The organism is Streptomyces coeruleorubidus, assembly GCF_028885415.1.
GTDB classification, from domain to species: domain Bacteria; phylum Actinomycetota; class Actinomycetes; order Streptomycetales; family Streptomycetaceae; genus Streptomyces; species Streptomyces coeruleorubidus_A.
Genome location: NZ_CP118527.1, coordinates 1,460,738 through 1,480,876, shown reverse-complemented (window position 1 = coordinate 1,480,876; position 20,139 = coordinate 1,460,738). Strand labels below are relative to the sequence as shown.

General features: G+C 72.6%; 19 protein-coding genes and 1 pseudogene. 8 read left to right on the top strand and 12 right to left on the bottom strand.

The features are described from left to right. Positions 1–121 precede the first annotated feature (121 nt). Both PV963_RS06905 and PV963_RS06900 read left to right on the top strand, forming a co-directional pair. Positions 122–1,006, top strand: coding sequence for an RNA polymerase sigma-70 factor (locus tag PV963_RS06905; protein ID WP_274814725.1), 885 nt, complete (start codon positions 122–124; stop codon positions 1,004–1,006). 170 nt (positions 1,007–1,176) lie between these two features. Then, positions 1,177–1,938: a GntR family transcriptional regulator gene (locus tag PV963_RS06900; protein WP_274814723.1), complete on the top strand. Its 762-nt coding sequence runs from the start codon at positions 1,177–1,179 to the stop codon at positions 1,936–1,938. A gap of 116 nt (positions 1,939–2,054) precedes the next feature. Here PV963_RS06900 and PV963_RS06895 read toward each other — a convergent pair. The 3 genes and pseudogenes from PV963_RS06895 to PV963_RS06885 form a co-directional block, all read right to left on the bottom strand. Then, positions 2,055–3,210, bottom strand: a pseudogene (locus PV963_RS06895) (ROK family transcriptional regulator). An 88-nt stretch (positions 3,211–3,298) separates the two neighbouring features. Beyond that, positions 3,299–3,961 carry a response regulator gene (locus PV963_RS06890; RefSeq protein ID WP_274814721.1) on the bottom strand — a complete coding sequence of 221 codons (663 nt, stop codon included), beginning with the start codon at positions 3,959–3,961 and terminating at the stop codon, positions 3,299–3,301. A 14-nt stretch (positions 3,962–3,975) separates the two neighbouring features. Continuing rightward, on the bottom strand, positions 3,976–5,151 hold the full coding sequence (locus PV963_RS06885; protein ID WP_274814719.1) for a sensor histidine kinase: 1,176 nt from the start codon (positions 5,149–5,151) through the stop codon (positions 3,976–3,978). A gap of 108 nt (positions 5,152–5,259) precedes the next feature. Here PV963_RS06885 and PV963_RS06880 point away from each other — a divergent pair, with 108 nt between their 5' ends. The 3 genes from PV963_RS06880 (at position 5,260) to PV963_RS06870 (ending at position 7,406) form a co-directional block, all read left to right on the top strand. After that, a complete protein-coding gene (locus PV963_RS06880; RefSeq protein WP_274814717.1) occupies positions 5,260–6,180 on the top strand; it encodes an ABC transporter ATP-binding protein in 921 nt (306 codons plus the stop codon). Between the two features lie 2 nt (positions 6,181–6,182). Next, positions 6,183–6,908 carry an ABC transporter permease gene (locus PV963_RS06875; RefSeq protein WP_274814715.1) on the top strand — a complete coding sequence of 242 codons (726 nt, stop codon included), beginning with the start codon at positions 6,183–6,185 and terminating at the stop codon, positions 6,906–6,908. 66 nt (positions 6,909–6,974) lie between these two features. Next, positions 6,975–7,406 carry a hypothetical protein gene (locus tag PV963_RS06870; protein WP_274814714.1) on the top strand — a complete coding sequence of 144 codons (432 nt, stop codon included), beginning with the start codon at positions 6,975–6,977 and terminating at the stop codon, positions 7,404–7,406. 4 nt (positions 7,407–7,410) lie between these two features. Here the strand turns inward: PV963_RS06870 and mug are convergent, their stop codons facing one another. The 6 genes from mug to PV963_RS06840 form a co-directional block, all read right to left on the bottom strand. Continuing rightward, positions 7,411–7,956, bottom strand: coding sequence for a G/U mismatch-specific DNA glycosylase (gene mug, locus PV963_RS06865; RefSeq protein WP_274814712.1), 546 nt, complete (start codon positions 7,954–7,956; stop codon positions 7,411–7,413). Positions 7,957–7,969: 13 nt separating this feature from the next. Next, positions 7,970–9,412 (bottom strand): adenylosuccinate lyase, encoded by a 1,443-nt coding sequence (gene purB / locus PV963_RS06860; protein WP_274814711.1) that lies wholly within the window; start codon positions 9,410–9,412, stop codon positions 7,970–7,972. Positions 9,413–9,536: 124 nt separating this feature from the next. Further along, positions 9,537–10,316 (bottom strand): SGNH/GDSL hydrolase family protein, encoded by a 780-nt coding sequence (locus tag PV963_RS06855; protein ID WP_274814709.1) that lies wholly within the window; start codon positions 10,314–10,316, stop codon positions 9,537–9,539. A gap of 72 nt (positions 10,317–10,388) precedes the next feature. Beyond that, the gene (locus PV963_RS06850) at positions 10,389–11,402 is read right to left on the bottom strand and encodes a hemolysin family protein (RefSeq protein ID WP_274814707.1); all 1,014 of its coding nucleotides are present in this window, start codon (positions 11,400–11,402) and stop codon (positions 10,389–10,391) included. Further along, on the bottom strand, positions 11,399–12,739 hold the full coding sequence (locus PV963_RS06845; protein WP_274814705.1) for a hemolysin family protein: 1,341 nt from the start codon (positions 12,737–12,739) through the stop codon (positions 11,399–11,401). Before PV963_RS06845 ends, PV963_RS06850 begins: the two co-directional genes overlap by 4 nt. A 156-nt stretch (positions 12,740–12,895) precedes the next feature. Then, the gene (locus PV963_RS06840) at positions 12,896–13,786 is read right to left on the bottom strand and encodes an MBL fold metallo-hydrolase (protein ID WP_274814704.1); all 891 of its coding nucleotides are present in this window, start codon (positions 13,784–13,786) and stop codon (positions 12,896–12,898) included. Between the two features lie 99 nt (positions 13,787–13,885). Between PV963_RS06840 and PV963_RS06835 the strand changes: the two genes are divergently transcribed. Genes PV963_RS06835 through PV963_RS06825 form a run of 3 tightly spaced genes read left to right on the top strand, consistent with a single transcriptional unit; the run spans position 13,886 to position 16,158 of the window. After that, on the top strand, positions 13,886–14,125 hold the full coding sequence (locus PV963_RS06835) for a hypothetical protein (RefSeq protein ID WP_274814702.1): 240 nt from the start codon (positions 13,886–13,888) through the stop codon (positions 14,123–14,125). Further along, a complete protein-coding gene (locus PV963_RS06830; RefSeq protein ID WP_274814701.1) occupies positions 14,107–15,513 on the top strand; it encodes an amidase in 1,407 nt (468 codons plus the stop codon). The genes PV963_RS06835 and PV963_RS06830 overlap by 19 nt, the downstream gene beginning before the upstream one ends. Positions 15,514–15,555: 42 nt before the next feature. Continuing rightward, positions 15,556–16,158 (top strand): TetR/AcrR family transcriptional regulator, encoded by a 603-nt coding sequence (locus PV963_RS06825; protein ID WP_274821957.1) that lies wholly within the window; start codon positions 15,556–15,558, stop codon positions 16,156–16,158. On the opposite strand, the gene PV963_RS06820 is transcribed toward PV963_RS06825, so the two are convergent. The 3 genes from PV963_RS06820 to PV963_RS06810 are packed head-to-tail and all read right to left on the bottom strand — an operon-like array spanning position 16,148 to position 20,137. Continuing rightward, positions 16,148–16,573: a GNAT family N-acetyltransferase gene (locus tag PV963_RS06820; protein WP_274814700.1), complete on the bottom strand. Its 426-nt coding sequence runs from the start codon at positions 16,571–16,573 to the stop codon at positions 16,148–16,150. The two genes, PV963_RS06825 and PV963_RS06820, sit on opposite strands and share 11 nt — an antisense overlap. 56 nt (positions 16,574–16,629) lie before the next feature. Beyond that, entirely contained in the window at positions 16,630–17,523 is an 894-nt protein-coding gene (locus PV963_RS06815) for an LLM class F420-dependent oxidoreductase (RefSeq protein ID WP_274814699.1), read from the bottom strand. A 46-nt stretch (positions 17,524–17,569) separates the two neighbouring features. After that, positions 17,570–20,137 carry an ABC transporter permease gene (locus PV963_RS06810; protein ID WP_274814697.1) on the bottom strand — a complete coding sequence of 856 codons (2,568 nt, stop codon included), beginning with the start codon at positions 20,135–20,137 and terminating at the stop codon, positions 17,570–17,572. Between the last annotated feature and the right edge of the window lie 2 nt (positions 20,138–20,139).

Below are 20,139 nucleotides of genomic sequence, written 5' to 3'. Positions count from 1 at the left end.
AGCTTGTCAGCAATTACTACCGGCGGGTAGCCCCGAGTTGACGCCACTTTCACGGCCGCGGCTGTCCGGGAAGGGCGATTCCGCCTGGACAGGGCCGCATCGGTGGGCTGGGATGGAGCCCGTGACCGCCGAGACCGCGACCGACGTCTTCGAAGCGCACCGCCCCGTCCTGCTGGGCGTCGCCTACCGCATGCTGGGCCGCGTCGCCGACGCGGAGGACGTGGTCCAGGAGGCCTGGCTGCGCTGGTCGGGCAGCGACCGCGGTGACGTGCGCGAACCGCGCGGCTATCTCGTACGGATCACCACCCGCCTCGCTATCGACCGGCTGCGCCAGATCAAGGCCCGCGGGGAGACATACGTGGGCCCGTGGCTGCCCGAGCCGTACGTCACCGACTTCGGCGACACCGTGCCCGACACCGCCGAGCGGGCCGTGCTCGCGGACTCCGTCTCGCTCGCCGTCCTCGTCGTGCTGGAGTCGCTGTCGCCGCTGGAGCGGGCGGTGTTCGTGCTGCGCGAGGCCTTCGGCTTCCCGTACGCCGAGATCGCCGCCATGCTCGACCGCGGCGAACCGGCGGTCCGTCAGCTGGCCGGGCGGGCGCGCAAGCACGTCGAGGAGCGGCGACCGCGCTACGAGGTCGACCCCGCCCAGCGGCGCGACCTCACCGAACGGTTCCTCGCCGCGGCGGCGGACGGCGACCTCGAAGGGCTGCTGGCGCTGCTCGCCCCGGACGTGCGGCTCGTCGGCGACAGCGGCGGCAAGGCGCGTGCGCCGCTGCGGGTCCTGCAGACCGCGGACAAGGTGGGCCGCTTCCTCGTCGGCGCCGCGCAGAAGAGCGTCCCCGACTTCTCCCTGCGTTTCGTGGAGCTCAACGGCGGCCCGGCCGTACTGTTCCTGTCCGGCGAAAAGCTCGACTCCGTCTTCCAGCTCGACATCGCCGACGGCCGCGTCCAGGCGGTCTACATCATCCGCAACCCCGACAAGCTGCGCGCGCTGGCCGCCGTCTAGACGGCGCCGCAGGAGCCCCGCCGCGGCCTCACATGAACGCCCCGTGAACGTTCCCGGCCATTGGTCTTGACCAAGGATCAGGGCCGCCCTATGGTCGCAGAGAAGTGAAACAACGTTTAAAAAACAAGGGCGCTAAAACACCGCCGACCACGGCGATTGCGGAGGACAGGGTGGGGACCACGCAGCTGGAATCGGTGCCGGAACCGAAGTACTGGCATCTCAAGACCGTGCTCAGTGAAGCGCTCGACTCGGAGTTCTCCGTGGGGGAGATCCTGCCCAACGAGCGCGACCTCGCGGCTCGCTTCGGCGTCGCCCGCGCCACGCTCCGCCAGGCCCTGGAGCAGCTCGAACTGGAAGGCAGGCTCCAGCGCCGCCGCGGTGTCGGCACGACCGTCGCGCCGCCCCGCATGGGCGTCTCCCTCGGCACCGGCCCGCACACCTGGCCGGGCGGCCCCGAGGACGCCTGGCAGCCCGTCGACTGCACGGCGGCGGTGCCGCCCGCGGCGGTCGCCGAGGTGCTGGAGACCGGCCCGGAGGAGTCCGTGCACGTCGTGCGGCGCTCCCGGGTCTCGCACGGCCGGCCCGTCGCCGCCGAGCTGCTGTACATCCCGCAGTCCTCGGTGCCCGAGCTCTCCGGCATCGACGCGCCGTCCGGAGCGGCACGCGCGCGTGCGGTGCTGCGCGAGCTCCAGCGGCTGGAGCTGGAGCGGCAGGAGAACGCGGTGGAGCTCGGCTCCGCCGGGGCCGACGATGCGAGGGAGCTCGACCGGCTGCCCGGGGCGCCCGTGCTGGTGGTGACGACACGGTTCGTCGCCGCGGGACGCACGGGGGCGTTGTCCGTCGCGACGTATCGCGCTGACACGTGTCGGTTGACTTTCGGTGATGCGGGGGGTGTGGAGATCCACGACGGGCCGGAGCGGCGGGCTTCCTGACCGTCGCGTTTCGGGGGGTGCGGTGAGTGGCGGGCTGCGGGTGTTGTGGCTGGTCGCGCCCACGCGGCGGAGCCGCATATCGACACAGCACCGCGCCCCTTGGAAGGGCGTCGTCCTCAGCGGCGTGGTGTGGTCGTGCCCTCGACGCTGAACAACTGCTCCTCGACGTGATCCAGGGCCAGGCGCAGGGCACCCGTGGCCACTGCAGCGTCGCCGAGGCGGGAGAGGGCCACCTGCGGCGGGCGCAGACAGTAGCGGGCCAGTTGTTGGCGGAGGGGATCCAGTACGCCGTCCAGGCCCGCTGCCCAGCCGCCGATGACGACCAGTTCCGGATCGAGGGCGAGGACCAGGGCCGCCACGTCGTGGACCAGGCGCTGCAGGAAGCGGTCGACGGCCGCCCGGGCCCGTTGGTCGCCGTCGCGGGCCCGCGCGAAGACCTCGGCCACGGCGTGTTCGTCGAGGGGGTGAAGGGGCTCGTCGGTGGTGGACAGGAGCGTCTCCGGCGTCACCTCCCTGCCGAGGAGATGCAGCGCGCCGATCTCGCCGGCCGCCCCGCCGTAGCCCCGGTGCAGCCCCCCCGATCAGCGAACCGGCGCCCGGACTGAGCCCCGCCAGCACGAACACCACGTCGTCCGACTCGGTGGCCGCGCCCTTCCAGTGCTCGGCGACGGCCGCCGCGTTGGCGTCGTTCTCGACCAGGACCGGGCACTTGAACGACCGGCTCAGCCGCTCGCCCAGCCGCAGACCCGTCCACCCGGGCAGCGCGGTGCCCAGCCGTACCGTGCCGTCCGCCTCGACGATCCCGGGCGTGGCCACGCCCACGGCCCGTAGCGAGCCGCGTGCGACACCGGCCCGGCGCAGCAGCTCGGCGACCGCTCCGCGCAGCCGTTCCAGCCGCTCGCCGGCGCCCGCAGTCTCGGGCACGTCCTTCGCCTGGGAGCCGATCACCCGGCCGTCCAGGTCGGCCAGCAGCGCGGCCACCCGGTGCGCGCCGATCTCCAGCCCCAGCAGGTGCCCGGCCTCCGCCCGGAACCGGAAGCGCCGTGCCGGCCGCCCCTGCCGCCGGGCGGCGCCCTCCTCGGCCGCCTTCTCGACGACCAGACCGGCCTCGATGAGCCCTTCGACGACGCCCTCGACGGTCGGCCGGGACAGCCCCGTCACCCGGGTGATCTCGGTCAGCGTCGCGCAGTCCGTGGCACGCAGCGCGTGCAGCACCACCGCGGAGTTGATCCTTCGCAGCAGCGAGGGGTCCCCGCCGGTCAGCCGCCCCACCGTCCGTCCTCCCAGCTCGTGCGCGTGTGGGCCGGATCGTACTCGGCGCGGCGGGGCCCGGCGAGGGGCGGGCACCCGGCCCCGTCGATCACCCCGGCGCCACGAACCCGGACTCGTACGCCGCGATCACCGCCTGCGTGCGGTCCCTTGCTCCCAGCTTCGCCAGTACGGCGCTCACATGCGACTTCACCGTCTCGGTGCCCACCACCAGCCGGGCGGCGATCTCGGCGTTCGACAGGCCCCGCGCCATCAGCCGCAGCACCTCGCCCTCCCGCTCGGTCAGCTGCGCCCGCTCCATCGCCGCCCGCGCGACCCGGTTCCCGCCGCCCTCGCCGTACTCGGCGGCCAGCTGCCGTACCGAGGCCGGGAACAGCAGCGACTCGCCCTCGGCGATCAGCCGCACCGCGTGCACGATCTCGGCCGGCCGGGCCCGCTTCAGCAGGAACCCGTCAGCGCCCGCCCGCAGCGCCTCGTACACGTACTCGTCGTTCTCGAACGTCGTCACCACGAGGATCCTCGGCGGCTCGTCGACCGTCCGCAGCAGCGCCCGGGTGGCCTCGATCCCGTCGAGCAGCGGCATCCGTACGTCCATGGCGACCACGTCGGGGCGCAGCTGCCGCACGAGCGGGATCACCGACGCCCCGTCCGCGGCCTCCCCGACCACCTCGATGTCGGGCTGGGCCTCCAGCACGGCCCGCAGACCCGCGCGCACGAGGGGTTCGTCGTCGACGAGGAGAACGGTGACCGGCATCGGACCAGCGTAGATCAACTCAACGGCAGCTCGACATGAACCTGCCAGTCGCCGTCGTCGGGGCCGGTCCGAGCCAGCCCGCCGAGCAGGGCGGCACGCTCGCGTATGCCGCGCAGGCCGCTGCCGCGCCCGGGGCCGGGGATCGGCTCCGTGAGCGGGTTGCGTATCGCGAGGACGAGGGTGTCGTCGCAGACGTGCACACGGACCCGTACGGGCACGGCTCCGGCGTGCCGCAGCACATTGGTCAGCGCCTCCTGCAGGATCCGGTAGCCCTCCCGGGACACCGGCCCCGGCACGGTGTCCACGGAGCCGGTCACCTCGGCGTCGACCTTCGCCCCGGAGGCGCGCGCCGACTCCAGCAGACGGTCGGCGTCCGCGAGGGTCGGTCTGCTGCTCACCGGCTTGCCCGACTCGCGCAGGACGCCGAGCACCCGCTCCAGATCCCCCAGCGCGGCCCGCCCGGTCTCCTCGATGGCGCCCAGCGCCCGGTCGGTGAAGGCGGGATCGCCCGCCGCCCGCGCGGCCCCCGCCTGTACGACGGCGACCGTGAGCGCGTGGCCGATGGAGTCGTGCAACTCGCGGGCGATGCGCGTGCGTTCCAGGAGCTGTTCGGTGCGCTCCTCCATGGCCGCGAGCCGCTCAGCCGGTGACGGGCCGAGGAGCCGCACGGCCAGCGCGGTGATGAGGTGGCCGGACCAGACCACGATCACGGGCAACAGCAGCAGTGGCAGGGGCGCGAGCAGGGCGTGCCACCAGTGGTGCTCCTCGACGCTCAGGTAGCCGTCGGCGGCCGGCCCCTGACCCAACCCCGTCGTCAGCAAGTCGACCGCGAGGAGAGGCAACTGGACGGAGAGATGGGCCACGATCCAGCCGAGGACCAGCCGCGCCTCCAGCCACACCACCGTCCGGCCGCGGTCGGCCCATGTGACCGACGGGGTGGCCACGATCTCCGCACGCTCGTTCTCGCTGTCGTGCCGCCGGCCGGTCAGCAGCAGCCGGGCCTGGAATCCCTCCACCAGCCGCGTGGCGGGCACGAGGCCCGCGAGTCCGAGCAGCACGGCGGCCGTCGCCTGGGTCCACCACACATCCTGGATGAACAGCCACAGGGACGGCCACACGATGGCCACCAGCAGATGCAGCCACCGCGTGTACGTCACCGCCCGCGTCAACGGGCGCAGCATGCGGACCATTGCGCCATCGTGCCAGCCGCCACTGACAACGAACCTCCCCCGCACGGGGGAGACGATCTCCACCGCCGGGGGAGGCCCGCACCCCGGACGGGCGGCCACGCTGCAGCCATGACCAGCATCGAAGTCCAGGACCTCACCAAGGAGTACGGCACCAAACGGGCCGTGGACGGCCTCACCTTCCGCGTCCTGCCCGGCCGTGTCACCGGCTTCCTCGGCCCCAACGGCTCCGGGAAGTCCACCACCATGCGGCTGGTGCTCGGCCTCGACCGGCCGACCGCCGGCTCCGCCACCCTCGGCGGCCGCGCCTACCCGACGCTGCGCGAACCCCTGCGCCGGGTGGGCGCCCTGCTCGACGCGCAGGCCGCGCACGGCTCCCGCACCGCCCGCGACCATCTCCGCGTCCTGGCGACGAGCAACCGCATCCCGGACCGGCGGGTCGACGAGGTACTGGAGGAAACCGGCCTGGCGTCGGTGGCCCGGCGCCGTGTGCGGACGTACTCCCTGGGCATGCGCCAGCGCCTGGGCATCGCCGCCGCCCTGCTGGGCGATCCCGAGGTGGTCATGCTGGACGAGCCGTCCAACGGTCTCGACCCCGAAGGCATCGTGTGGATCCGGCGGTTGCTGCGCCGACTCGCGGGGGAGGGCCGCACGGTCCTGGTCTCCAGCCACCTGATGAACGAGACCGCGTCCTTCGCGGACCACCTCGTCGTCCTCGGCCGGGGCCGGCTGCTGGCCGACACCCCGATGCGGGACTTCATCGACGCGCGCGTGCAGCCCAGCGTCCGCATCCGCACATCCGACCCCGCCGCCCTCCGCAGCGCCCTCGCCCGGCACGGCCGCGACGCCGTGGAACACGTGGACGGTCACTGGAGCGTGCACCACGCACGCGTGGACGACATCGGCCGCATCGCCTCCGCCGCGGGTGTGCCGGTCCTCGAACTCGCCGCCGAGGAGGGCACGTTGGAACAGGCCTATTTCGACCTCACGTCGGCCGAAGCCGAGTTCACCACCCAGCCGCAGGAGGCCTGACCATGGAACTCACCCCCGTCCTCCGCTCCGAGTGGCTGAAGATCCGTACGCTGCGCTCGCTCCCGGGAGCGCTCCTGGCCCTGTTCGCCGCGACCACGGCGTTCTCCGCGATCGCCGGTGTCTCCGAGACGTCGGACCCCGGATTCGACCCCCTGTTCACGGCTCTGTCCGGTGTCGTGCCGGGGCAGATCGCGGCCGTCTCCTTCGGGGCCATGGCCGTGTCGACGGAGTTCCAGTCGGGCGCGCTCCGGGTCTCGCTGGCCGCGGTTCCGCGGCGCGGCCGGTGGTTCGCTGCCAAGGCGGCCGTCATCGCCGTACCCGCCCTGCTGGTGGGACTCGTGACCGCCCTCGCCGCCCTCCTCGTGGCCCGGGCGGGGCTCGGCCCGGCAGCCGACCGGCTCGGCACCGGCGAGCAGGTGCGCGGCGTCGTGGGCTGCGGCGTCTACCTCATGCTGATGGCCCTGTTCGCGGCCGGACTCACCGCCCTGCTGCGCAGCGGCGTGGCCACGCTGTCCCTGCTGATCCCGTTCATCCTCGTCGTGGGGTTCGTGATCGGCGACGCGACGGGCACCGTCGCCGACTTCCTGCCCGACAAGGCGGGACAGCTGGTCCTGCGGGAGACCTACGACGGCACCCTCGGGCCGTGGTCGGGGCTCGCGGTGACCGCGCTCTGGGCGGCGGCCGCCCTGCTGGCGGGAGCGTGGAGCCTGCGCCGCCGGGACGCCTGACCGCACAACGGTGCGAACAGGGTTGACACCCCGCCAAGTGTCAGTGGCGGCGGGTTTACTGGACCCATGAACATCGCACAGCACATCGCCCTCATAGACGAGCTGTGCTACCGCCCCTTTCCGGCGGAGCACGGCCCGTCGGACGTCGGCGTTTCCGGACCCGGTCATCACACCGCGGTGTTAGATGCCGCGGGCGACGACGACCCGGCGCTCCGGGCGGTGACGATCGACCAGTACGAGAAGGACCGGGACGCCGTCTACGAACTCCTCGCCTCACGCTGGGGCGACACGCCCCCCTACAACCTGCAGACCGTCCTGCTGCGCACCGAGCAGGAGGAGATCCCCCGGCCGTGGGCCGAGTTGAGCGAGCGCGCGAGCGTCGCGTACCTGTGGGAGGTGGAGGGCACCGGCCGCTGGGTCGCCGTGGCGGTCACCGACCGGGACACGTCGCACGGGATCCAACTGCTGGCCCTGGTCACGGAGACGGACCCGCCGTAGGAGATCAGCTCCCGGCCGCTTCCCGCAGCCGCGCGAACTCCTCGGCCATCGTCTCGGCCGTCCAGTGGGCGTTCAGCCCGCTCGGATTGGGCAGCACCCACACCCGCGTGTCCCCGATCATCCGCGACTGCGGGCCGACCCGGGCCTTCCGGTCGTCGAACGCGGCGCGGTACGCGGTCACTCCGACCACGGCCAGCCAGCGCGGCCGCAGCCGCCCCACCTTCAGCGCGAGCAGCCGCCCGCCCTCCCGGAACTCCTCGGCGCTCAGCTCGTCGGCCCGAGCGGTCGGCCGCGCCACGACATTGGTGATGCCGAGCCCGTGCGACAGCAGCTCCTGCTGCTCGGACGGCGCCAGCAGCCGCGGTGTGAACCCGGAGCGGTGCAGCACGGGCCAGAAGCGGTTGCCGGGGCGGGCGAAGTGATGGCCCGTCGCGGCTGTCATCAAACCGGGATTTATGCCGCAGAACAGCACCCGCAGACCGTCCGCGACCACGTCCGGCACGACACGGTCGCGGGCGGCCTCCAACTCCTCGGGCGTGAAACGGGGCATCGTGTGCGGCGCGTCAGAGGATCGCGCCGGGCGTGTAGCCCGCGGCCTGGGGGTGCTGCTTCACGATCTCCTCGACCCGGGCGACGACGGCGGCGACCTGGTCGCCCGCGGCGCCGGTGAAGGACAGCTTGTCGGCCATCAGCGCGTCCAGCTCGGTGCGGTCGAGCGGAATGCGCGTGTCGGCGGCCAGCTTGTCGAGCAGCTCGTTGCGCTCGGCGCCCTGCTCGCGCATCGCGAGCGCGGAGGCGACGGCGTTCTCCTTGATCGCCTCGTGCGCGAGCTCGCGGCCCACGCCCGCGCGCACGGCGCCCATCAGCACCTTGGTGGTGGCGAGGAACGGCAGGTAGCGGTCCAGCTCACGGGCCACGACCGCCGGGAACGCGCCGAACTCGTCGAGCACCGTCAGGAACGTCTCCAGCAGACCGTCCAGCGCGAAGAACGCGTCCGGCAGCGCGACCCGGCGCACCACCGAGCAGGACACGTCGCCCTCGTTCCACTGGTCGCCCGCCAGCTCGCCGGTCATCGAGGCGTAGCCGCGCAGGATCACCATCAGGCCGTTGACGCGCTCGCAGGAGCGGGTGTTCATCTTGTGCGGCATCGCCGAGGAGCCGACCTGACCGGGCTTGAAGCCCTCGGTGACCAGCTCGTGCCCGGCCATCAGCCGGATCGTCTTCGCCAGCGACGACGGCGCGGCCGCCAGCTGCACCAGCGCCGTGACGACCTCGTAGTCGAGCGAGCGCGGGTAGACCTGGCCGACCGACGTGAACGCCTGCGAGAAGCCCAGGTGCGTGGCGATCCGCTGCTCCAGCTCGGCGAGCTTCGCACCGTCCCCGTCCAGCAGGTCCAGCATGTCCTGCGCGGTGCCGACCGGGCCCTTGATGCCGCGCAGCGGGTAGCGGCCCAGCAGCTCCTCGATCCGGCCGTAGGCGACGAGCAGCTCGTCGGTGGCGGTCGCGAAGCGCTTGCCGAGGGTGGTGGCCTGCGCGGCGACGTTGTGCGAGCGGCCGGCCATGACCAGCTCGCCGTACTCCCCGGCCAGCTTGCCCAGGCGGGCCAGGACCGCCACCGTGCGGTCGCGCATCAGCTCCAGCGAGAGGCGGATCTGAAGCTGCTCGACGTTCTCGGTGAGGTCGCGGGAGGTCATGCCCTTGTGTACGTGCTCGTGCCCGGCGAGGTCGTTGAACTCCTCGATCCGCGCCTTCACGTCGTGCCGCGTGACCTTCTCGCGCTCGGCGATGGAGCCCAGGTCGACGGTGTCGAGCACACGCTCGTAGTCCGCGAGCGCCGCGTCCGGCACCTCGACCCCGAGGTCCTTCTGGGCGCGCAGCACGGCGAGCCAGAGCTGCCGCTCCAGCTTCACCTTCTGCTCGGGCGACCAGAGCGTGGCGAGCTCGGCGGAGGCGTACCGTCCGGCGAGGACGTTCGGGATGCGGGGCTTGGCGGGAGCGGAAGTCACGTGGACGGATTCTACTGGCGATTCGTGCAGGCCAGCGCCGCGGGTCCGTTCGTGGGAACCTACAAGAGCGTTTCGGTGACCCTGCCGCGAGTCCGCCTGTCACCCGCGCCGCCTCGGGAACCGCCTACGCCTGGTCCTCGTACGGCAGCAGCTCGGGCCGCTTCGGCGGCAGGCCGTCGCCCGAGGAGCGGCCCGTCAGGCGGCGGCCGATCCAGGGCAGCAGGTGCTGCCGGGCGAACCGCAGGTCCGCCGCGCGGCGCATGACCCAGCCGGGCGGCAGCGTCGTCGGCATCGGGGTGCGCCACTCGGTGTCCTCGGGCTCGTGGCCGAGCGCCTGCCACACCGCCTCCGCGACCCTGCGGTGGCCCTCGCCCGTCAGGTGCAGCCGGTCCACGTCCCACATCCGCGGGTCGGCGAGCGAGGGGGCGCCGTACAGGTCGACGACGATCGCGCCGTGCCGTGCTGCGAGCTCGTCGACGCAGGCGAACAGCTCCTCCATGCGCGGCCGGAACCGCTCCAGGACAGGACCCCGGCGGCCCGGGCTGCGCATCAGCACGAGCTGCTTGCACGACGGGGCCAGCCGCTCCACGGCCTCCTCCAGGAGCCCGCGCACCCGGCCCATGTCGCACTTCGGCCGCAGCGTGTCGTTGAGCCCGCCGACCAGGGTGACGACGTCGGCCTCCATGGCCGCCGCCACGTCCACCTGCTCGTCGACGATCTGCCGGATCAGCTTGCCGCGCACCGCGAGGTTGGCGTAGCGGAAGCCGGGCGTGCGGGCCGCCATCCGCGCGGCGAGGAGATCGGCCCAGCCCCGGTGGGTGCCGTCGGGCAACAGGTCCGACATGCCCTCGGTGAAGGAGTCGCCGACCGTGACGAGGCTGCTGTAGGCGGGGTTCGTGTGCATGGCGACGGAAATGGTATCCCGTGCACATACCCAGCAGTCGGTCACCCGGTAGGAGCCTCGGCACCCGGGCCCTCACGCCCGCTGGCCGAACAGCTCCCGCAGTACGTCCTCCATGGTCACGAGGCCGGCCAGCCGGCCGTCCGCCCCGAGGACCGCCGCGAGGTGCGTACGGCTGCCCCGCATCGCCGTGAGGACGTCGTCCAGCGGTGTGTGCTCCCGCACGCGCGCGATGGGCCGCATGTCCCGCAGCCGGAACGGCACATCACGCCCGACGGCGTCCAGCGCGTCCTTCACGTGCAGATAGCCGACGATCCGCCGACCCTCGTCCACCACCGGGAAGCGGGAGAACCCCGACTCCGCCGACAGCCGCTCCAGCTCGTCCGGCGTGACGCCCACGCGCGCGTACACCACGCGTTCCAGCGGCAGCACCACGTCGCGCACCGGACGGCGGCCCAGTTCCAGCGCGTCGTGCAGCCGCTCCTGGGCGCGGTCGTCGATGAGGCCGGCCTCGCTGGAGTCCTTCACGATCTGCGCTATCTCGGCGTCCGAGTAGGAGGCGGCGACCTCCTCCCGGGCCTCGACGCGCAGCAGCTTCAGCAGCGCGTTGGCGAACGCGTTCACCGTGAAGATCACCGGGCGCAGCGCCCGGGACAGCGTCACCAGGGGCGGGCCGAGCGTGAGCGCGCTGCGCACCGGCTCGGCGAGCGCGATGTTCTTCGGCACCATCTCGCCGAGCAGCATGTGCAGATACGTGGCCAGGGCCAGCGCGATCACGAAGGACACCGCGTGCCCCGCGCCCTCGGGCACGCCCATCGCGTGGAACACCGGCTCCAGCAGGTGCGCGATCGCCGGCTCGGCCACCACACCCAGCACCAGCGTGCACAGCGTGATGCCGAGCTGCGCGGCCGCCATCAGCGCGGACACGTGCTCCAGGCCCCACAGCACGCTCTTGGCGCGCCGGTCGCCCCGGTCGGCGTAGGGCTCGATCTGGCTGCGGCGCACCGAGATCAGCGCGAACTCGGCGCCGACGAAGAAGGCGTTGACGACGAGCGTCGCCAGACCGATCAGCAGCTGGACGGCGGTCACAGCTCCGCTCCCTTCTCGTCGGGCTTCTCGTCGTCGAGGGGCGCGTGCAGCCGGACGCGGGCGGCCCGGCGGCCCGCGGCGTCCAGGACCTCCAGCCGCCAGCCGGCGACCTCCAGGCTGTCACCGACGGCCGGTATCCGGCCGAGCACCGTCGCCACCAGCCCGGCGAGCGTCTCGTACGGCCCCTCCGGGGCGCGCAGCCCGACGCGTTCGAGGTGGTCCACGCGCGCGGAGCCGTCGGCCGAGTACAGGGCGTGGCCGGCCTCGTCCGTGCCGGCCGGCGCGAGGTCGGGCAGCTCGTGCGGGTCGTGCTCGTCGCGCACCTCGCCGACGACCTCCTCGACGATGTCCTCCAGGGTGGCCACGCCCGCCGTGCCGCCGTACTCGTCGATCACGACGGCCATCGTGCGCTTGCCGGAGAGCCGGTCCAGGAGCCGGTCGACGGTGAGGGTCTCCGGGACCAGCAGCGGCTCGCGCATCAGCTCGGAGACGAAGATCCGGGTCCGGCGCTCCACCGGTACCGCCAGCACGTCCTTGACGTGCGCCGTTCCGACGACCGAGTCGAGGGTGTCGCGGAAGACCGGGAACCGGGACAGGCCGGTCGCCCGGGTCGCGTTCGCCACGTCCTCCAGGGTCGCCTGCACGTCCAGGGCGACGACCTGCACCCGGGGCGTCATCACGTTCTCCGCGGTCAGGTCGGCGAGGTTGAGCGTCCGTACGAACAGCTCGGCGGTGTCGGCCGCCAGGACGCCTTCCCTGGCGGAGTGCCGGGCGAGCGCCGCCAGCTCCTGCGGGCCGCGCGCCGACGCCAGCTCCTCGGCGGGCTCCACACCGATCCGGCGCACGACACGGTTCGCCGTGTTGTTGAGGTGCCTGATGAAGGGCCGGAACGCGGCGCTGAACCAGCGCTGGGCGTTGCCCACGGTCTTGGCGACCGTCAGTGGCGACGAGATCGCCCAGTTCTTGGGCACCAGTTCGCCCACGACCATCAGGAACACCGTCGACAAAGCCGTGCCCAGCACCAGCGCCAGGCTGTGCGACGCCGACCGTGAGATGCCGATGTCCTCCAGAGGCCCGGCGATCAGCGCGGCGATCGACGGCTCGGCGAGCATGCCGACGACCAGGTTGGTGACCGTGATGCCGAGCTGCGCCCCGGAGAGCTGGAACGTCAGGTTCCGTACGGCCTTCAGTGCGCCCTGCGCGCCCCGGTCGCCGCGTGCCACCGCCTGCTCCAGCTCGGCGCGCTCGACCGTGGTGAGGGAGAACTCGGCCGCCACGAAGGCGCCGCAGGCGATCGAGAGCAGGATCGCCGTCAGGAGGAGGAGCACTTCGGTCATCGGTTCACCCCTGTTCCATGGTTCTCCAGGACGGGGCGGAACGCGCGGTGTCGCGTACTGGGAGGCTCGCCCATGGGCGGACGCTCACAACCTTTCATGCAGAACCGAGTGGCCATCCAAGGGTAAAGGATGGGCAAAGTCCTGCGGTGGGGGTGCTCAGGGGGAGTCGGCGGGGACCGGGGAGAGCCGGTAGGCGCCCTCGTGCGGGACGACGTGGCCGGCGGTGGGCGGTGGGAAGTGGGTGCCCAGGAGGAGGGTGTCCGTGCCGGCGAGCGCGCCGAGCAGCTCGCGACGCGAGGTCTGTGACCGTCCGGGGTCGATGTCGACACAGGCGCCGATGCCGGGGTGGGCGAGCTGGACGGGGTGGTGGACGCAGTCGCCGGTGATCAGTGCCGTGCGTCCGTGGCTGGTCAGTTCGACGGCGACATGGCCGGGGGTGTGCCCGGGAGTCGGGATCAGGCGCAGCCCCGGGACGACGTCGAGGCCCTCGGCGGGGACGTCGAGGAGGTCGAGCAGTCCCGCCTCCTCCACCGGGATCACGGAGTCGCGGAACATCTGCCGGCGCGCCTCGTCCATGTCGTACCCGGACCAGAACTCCCGCTCGGCGCGGGAGGTGAGGTGGCGGGCGTTCGGGAAGGTGGGCACCCACTCGCCGTTCACCTCCCGGGTGTTCCAGCCGACATGGTCGGCGTGCAGGTGGGTGAGGATCACCAAGTCGACCGCGTCCGGGGGGAATCCGGCGGCGCTGAGGCGCCGAAGGTAGTCGGTGTCGAGATGGTGCCAGGCGGGGTTGGCCCGCTCCTTGCCGTTGCCGATGCCGGTGTCCACCAGGACGCGCAGCCCGCCGACGGTGAACGCGAAGCTGTGACTGTCGATGCGCAGGACGCCCTCGTCGTCGGCGAAGTGGGGGCGCAGCCACTGCTGCCCCGTGACGACCTGTGGGGTGGCGTCGGGCAGCAGCCAGGGGCCGGTGGCGGGTGGCAGGGGGATCTCGTCGACGCGGTGGACGGCGATGCCGCCCACGGTCCAGGAAGCGGGCGTGGTCAATGGTCCTCCTCGGGGTGCTTAAAGCAATCCGTTTGCGTTAAGGCGACCGTAGGTCCTAGAGTCCGCTAACGCAAATCATTAGCCTTTACAGGGGAGTCCATGTCCCAGCCCGAACTCACGCCGCCCGAAGCGGCCCGCTGGGCCCACCGCGCCGGGCTCGTACTGCCCGCCGACCGTCACGCGGCGGTCGCGGCCACCGCCGACCACATCCACTCCGTCGTGGCGGTCCTGAGGGAGCTGGACTTCGGGGACACCCCGCCCGCCCCCGTCTACCGCGCGGCAGCGGTGAAGGATGCGCACGATGGCGAAGGAGACGCACGATGCAGCCGTATGAACTGACGCTCGCGGCCGCCGCCGACGCGATCCGGGCACGTCAGCTGTCCCCCGTCGAGCTGGCCGACTCCGTACTGGGGCGCATCGAGCAGGTGGAGCCGCACCTTCGCGCCTACGTCACCGTCGACGCCGAGCAGGCGCGCCGGGCCGCGCGCCGAGCCGAGAACGACATCGCCGCCGGCCGCCACCGCGGTCCGCTGCACGGCATCCCGATGGGCCTGAAGGACCTGATCGATGTCGCCGGTACGACGACGTCGGCCGGTTCCCGGGTCCGGTCCGACCACCGCGCGCAGACCGACAGCACCGTCGCCGCACGCCTGTCGGCGGCCGGAGCGGTCCTGGTCGGCAAGACCCACACGCACGAGTTCGCCTACGGGCTGACCACCCCGCAGACCCACAACGCCTGGGACCCCGGCCGGGTCGCCGGCGGCTCCAGCGGCGGATCAGCCGTCGCCGTCGCCGCCGGCGCCGCCACCTTCGCCCTGGGTACCGACACCGGCGGATCCATCCGGGTGCCCGCCGCGCTGAACGGGGCCGTCGGCCTCAAACCGACCTACGGCCTCGTCCCGCGCCACGGCGTCACGTCCCTGTCCTGGTCGCTGGACCACGTCGGCCCGATCACCCGCACCACCGAGGACGCGGCCCTGGTCCTCGAGGCCCTGGCCGGCCACGACCCGCGCGACCCCGCATCCCTGGTCACAGCACCGGCCCACTACCGGCCGGGCCCCGACACGGATCTGACCGGACTGCGGATCGGCGTGCCGCGCACCTACTACTTCGACCACGTCGACGCGGAGGTGGAAGCCGCCGTCCGAAGCGCGATCGGCCGGCTCCAGTCGCTCGGTGCCCGCCTCGTCGAGGTCGAGATCCCCATGACCCGCTACATCCAGGCCACCCAGTGGGGCCTGATGGTGCCCGAGGCCACCGCCTATCACGAGAGCACCCTGCGCACGGTCCCCGAGCTCTACCAGGCCGACGTCCGGATCCTCCTGGAAGCCGGTGAACTCATGCCCGCCGGGGACTACCTGCGCGCCCAGCGCTCCCGCACCCTCATGCGGCGGGAATGGGCGCGCATGATGCGGGAGGTCGACCTGATCGCCGCCCCCACCGTGCCGACGGCCGCCGTCGCGGCCGGTCAGGAGCAGGTCACCTGGGCCGACGGCACCGTCGAGGGCGTCTCCGACGCCTATGTGCGGCTCTCCGCCCCGGCCAACATCACCGGCGTGCCCGCAGTGTCCGTACCGGTCGGCCACGACACGGCGGGGCTGCCGATCGGCATGCAGCTCATCGGGCCGCCCCTCGGGGAGAGCGTGTTGCTGCGGGTCGGGCACGCCTGCGAACAAACCCGGCCCGCCAGCGGTCTCGCGCCCGCGGCCCGGTGCGTACCGTGCTAGACGCAACGGGTTCGCTTTAAGGTGGGTTCCGTGAGCAGGCAGATGGTGCGCCCCGGCGGGCGCAGCGCCCGGGTCCAGGCGGCGGTGCACACCGCCGTGCGCGAACTCGCCTCGGAGGCCGGCCGGGACGCGTTGACCGTGCCGATGGTCGCCCAGCGCGCGGGCGTGACGCCGTCGACGATCTACCGCCGCTGGGGAGACATGCAGGAACTGCTGTCGGACGTGGCGGTCGAGCGGCTGCGGCCCGACACCGAACCCGCGGACCTCGGCACCCTGACGTCCGACCTGACGGCCTGGGCCGAGCAGTTCCTCGACGAGATGTCCTCGCCCACCGGCCGCGCCTACATCCGCGACGCCCTGCTCGGCGACCCGGACGGCGGCAACGCCGGCCAGTGCTCCGCCTACGCCGCCCAGCAGATCGACGTCATCCTCCGTCGCGCGTCCGAGCGGGGGGAGCCGGCACCCGGCGTCGAGACGGTCATCGACCAGGTCGTCGCGCCCATGATGTACCGCATCCTGTTCCGCCCGGACGGACTCGACACCGCCTACGCCCACCGGCTCGTGGCAGGAGTCCTCAGCTGCCCTCCCCGAACAGCGCGCCCGGCCGGTGAGGGCTTCACTCCGACCCGCACGCCTAGTCCGTGAGCGGTTTCACCCAACGCCGCCACTTCTCCTCGGGCGCGTACCCGGCGGCCCCCCACGCGCGGTGCGCGGTCTCGTTGCGCGTGAGCACCATCGCGTCCGCGCGCCGCCCGCCGAGCCGCACGAACCGCTCCTCGGCCGCGGCGAGCAGCGCGGAGGCGATGCCCTGGCGGCGGTGGTCCGGATGCACGGCCAGCCGGTAGAGGTGGCAGCGCCAGCCGTCGAACCCCGCGATCACCGTCCCGGCCAGCTCGCCGTCCCGCTCTGCCAGGATCAAGGCCTCGGGGTCGCGTGCGACCAGCCGCTCCACCCCACTGCGGTCGTCACTGATGCTCGTGCCCTCGGCGGCCACCTTCCAGAAGGCCAGCACGGTGTCGAGGTCCTCGGGCGTCGCGGCCCGGATGCGTAGCTCTGTCATGCCGTGATCACATCAGGCACGGCCGCCCCCGGGCACACCATTTCAGAATCCGGACCTCAGGCCCCGCGCACCCGCTCCATGACCGGTGCGAACGCCTCCATGTAGGGCTCCAGGACGGTCAGATACGTGAAGCCGTAGCGCTCACGCCGGGCCAGGACCTGCTCCGTGAGCTCGTCCGGGGTGCCGACCAGGCAGATGGGGAGCTCCAGGACCTGATCCACCGTCATGTCCGGGAAATATTCGAGGAACGGCCGAACCGCGGCCTCGCGGTCCTCGGTGCCGATCACCATCTGGAGCAGCAGGTTCAGCTCGGGCGGCTCCTCGCGGTGGTCCTCCGCGAACTTCAGGAACCGCGCCACGCGTTCGTCGAGCTCCTCCGCGGTGATCGGCGTCAACTGCCCGGTGGCGCTGCCCGGCACCGTACGCGCCCCGGTGAACGCCGCGATGTCGGCGTGCTCGGCGCTCAGCCGCAGTACTCGGTCGCCGTTTCCGCCGATCAGCAGCGGCACCCGGGGCCGCTGCGCCGCCTGCGGCTGGTGCTCGTCCGAGCCCAGCAGCCGCTCCAGCTCCTCGACCGTGCGCCGCAGATGGTCCACCCGTTCGCCCGGCGAGCCGAACGGCAGCCCGGCCTTCTGGTGCTCCGCCCGTACGTAGCCGGTGCCGAGGCCGAGCTCCAGCCGGCCGCCCGTCAGCGCGTCCGTCGTGGCCACCTCGCGGGCCAGCAGCGCCGGGTTCCAGAAGCCCGCGTTGAGCGTGAAGGTGCCGAGCCTCGGCCGTTCGGTCGCTTCGGCCGCCGCCACGAGCGCCGGGAAGGGTGCCGGCATGCCCAGATGGTCGGGGACGAGGATCACGTCGTATCCGAGCTCCTCGGCCCGGCGGCACTTGGCGCGCCACTCCTCGGCGGACGCGGATTCGAGCAGGTTGACCCCGAAGCGGAACGGACGCGACATGAACTCTCCTCACGTGGAAGCGACTTGAGTACCCGCCGCGATTCCATCACTCGTGCGCGATGGCCGCCAGTACGTTCATGCGGGACGCACGCAACGCCGGGAGCAGCGCCGCCACGACTCCCACCACCGCCGAGCCGACCACCACCGCGACGATCGTGAACCACGGGATCGCGAGGGCCGTCATGCCCTGCAGGGCCAGCACCTCGTGCGTGCACACACCCCACACCAGCCCCAGCGCGAGCCCCAGGACGGCCCCGAACACCGCGATCACCACCGACTCCAGCCGGATCATCCGCCGCAGCTGCCGCCGCGCCAGCCCGATCGCCCGCAGCAGCCCGATCTCCCTCGTGCGCTCGACGACCGACAGCGCGAGGGTGTTGACCACGCCGAGCACCGCGATGATGATCGCCAGCCCCAGCAGCGCGTACACGAGGTACAACAGGACGGCGATCTGGTCGTGCACCAGTTGCTTGTAGTCGGCCAGATCCCGCACCTGCACCTGCGGGTAGGGGTCCAGGGTCCGCTCCAGGTTCGCGCGCAGGTCGTCGTCGCTCGTGCCGGAAGCGGCGTTGACGTACAGCGCGGAGTCCTGCCCGCCCGTCGCGTACCGCTCCAGGGTGGCGAGGCCGAAGTAGAGCCCGCCCTGTGTACCGAACCCCTCGGCGGCGTCCTGGTCGGTGAGGGCTCCGACCGTCAGCTCGGCCCTGCGCCCGCCCGGGAACTCCACCGGGAGCGCGCTGCCCACCCGTACGTCGTGGTCACGCGCGAAGTCCCGGTCCATGGCGAGGCGCCCACCGGCGAGCGCGGCCGTGGAGTCCCCTTGTACGTACGTGATGTTGGCGACCTCGTCGAGCCGCGGATCGTAGCCCGCGGCGGTCGTCTCCACGCGGTCGCCGTCCGGGAGCCGCACCGCGACCGGCGTGAACCGCCCCCGCACGAGCAGGCCCACGCCCTCGGTGCCGCGCACCTCGTCGGTGACCTCCTTCGGGAACGGCAGGAAGTTGGTGTTCTGGATCACGAAGTCGGCGCCCAGCGTGTTGTCGATCTGCCGGTCGAACGAAGCGGTCATCGACTCGCTCGCCACCGACATCCCGCCGACCAGGGCGAGGCCCACCATGAGGGCGGCCGCGGTGGCTCCGGTACGGCGGGGATTGCGCAGGGCGTTGCGCTGGCTCATCCGTCCGACGGACCCGAACAGCGCGGGGAAGGCCGCGCCGAGCACGCGGATCACGGGGCGCACCAGCAGCGGCCCGGCGATCACGGTCGCGATCAGGGTGAGCACGACACCGAGGCCCAGCAGGGACGCGGCCGACGACGTCCGCTCCGACACCGCGCACCCCACGAGCGCCGCCACACCGGCTGCCCCGACGACCGCGCCCGCCACCGCGCGCACCCGCAGCGGCCGCCCCACCCCGGCGACCTCGGCGTCCGAGAGGGCGGCCATCGGCGAGACCCCCGCGGCCCGCCGCGCCGGCAGGTACGCGGCGACGAAGGTGACGCCGAGACCGACGACGTACGCCGTCACGGGCGTCACCCAGCCGATGACCATCTCGTCGGCTGCGATGTTCATGCCGAGCAGGCCCATCAGCTCGATGAGCCCGGCCGCGAGCCCGATACCCGCGGCGAGCCCCAGCGTGGAGCCGACCAGACCGAGCAGGAGGGCCTCGGTGAGCACCGAGCGGCGGACCTGGCGCCGGTCGGCGCCGAGCGCGCGCAACAACCCCAGCTCGCGGGTGCGCTGGGCGATGAGCATGGAGAAGGTGTTGACGATCAGGAACACCCCCACCAGCACGGCGACCCCGGCGAAGCCGACCATCACGTACTTGATGACGTCGAGGAAACCGCCCAGCTGCTCCACGTCCGACTTCGCCTGCTCGTCGGCGGTCCTGAAGTCGTAGGTGTGCGCGCCGAGCGCGGCGGCCACACGCTGCTTGACCCGCTCGTCGCTGACACCGTCGGCGGCGTCGACCGAGATGCTGGTGGCGGCCCGCGGAGCGCCGAGCAGTTTCATCTGCGCGGTGGGGGTGTCGAGGAAGACCAGTGCGGCGCCGGGGTTGGTGGTGGTGAACGTGGCGATGCCGACGACCCGGACCTCGAACGACCCGGGCGGAGCGATCACGGTGAGGGTGTCACCGATGCGCACGTCCTTGCGGTCGGCGGTCTCCGAGTCGAGCAGTGCCTGCCCGTCGCCCCGCGGGGCGTGACCGGAGGTCAGTTCCACGGGGCTGCGCTCGGTCGGGTTCCAGGCGGTGCCCAGCGTGGGAGCCCCGGTGGTCGGGCCGACCGGCTCGTTCTCCTCGTCGACGACGGTGAGGCCGTCCACGTCCACCTCGGCACGTGCCGCCGCGACGCCGTCGACCCGCCGCACGCGTTCGGCGAGCGCGGCCGGCAGGGTGGCCGTCCGGCCGGAGGGCACCGCCTCGTCGAGGTCCTCCTTCGGGCTGACGGTGACATCGGCAGCGGTGGAGGCGAACAGCCGGTCGAAGGTACGGCTGACGGTGTCCGAGAAGATCAGGCTGCCCGTGACGAACGCGACGGACAGCAGGACGGCGAGCGCCGAGAGCAGCAGCCGCCCCTTGTGCGCCAGGAAGCTCCTCAGGGTCGCCTTGAGCACGG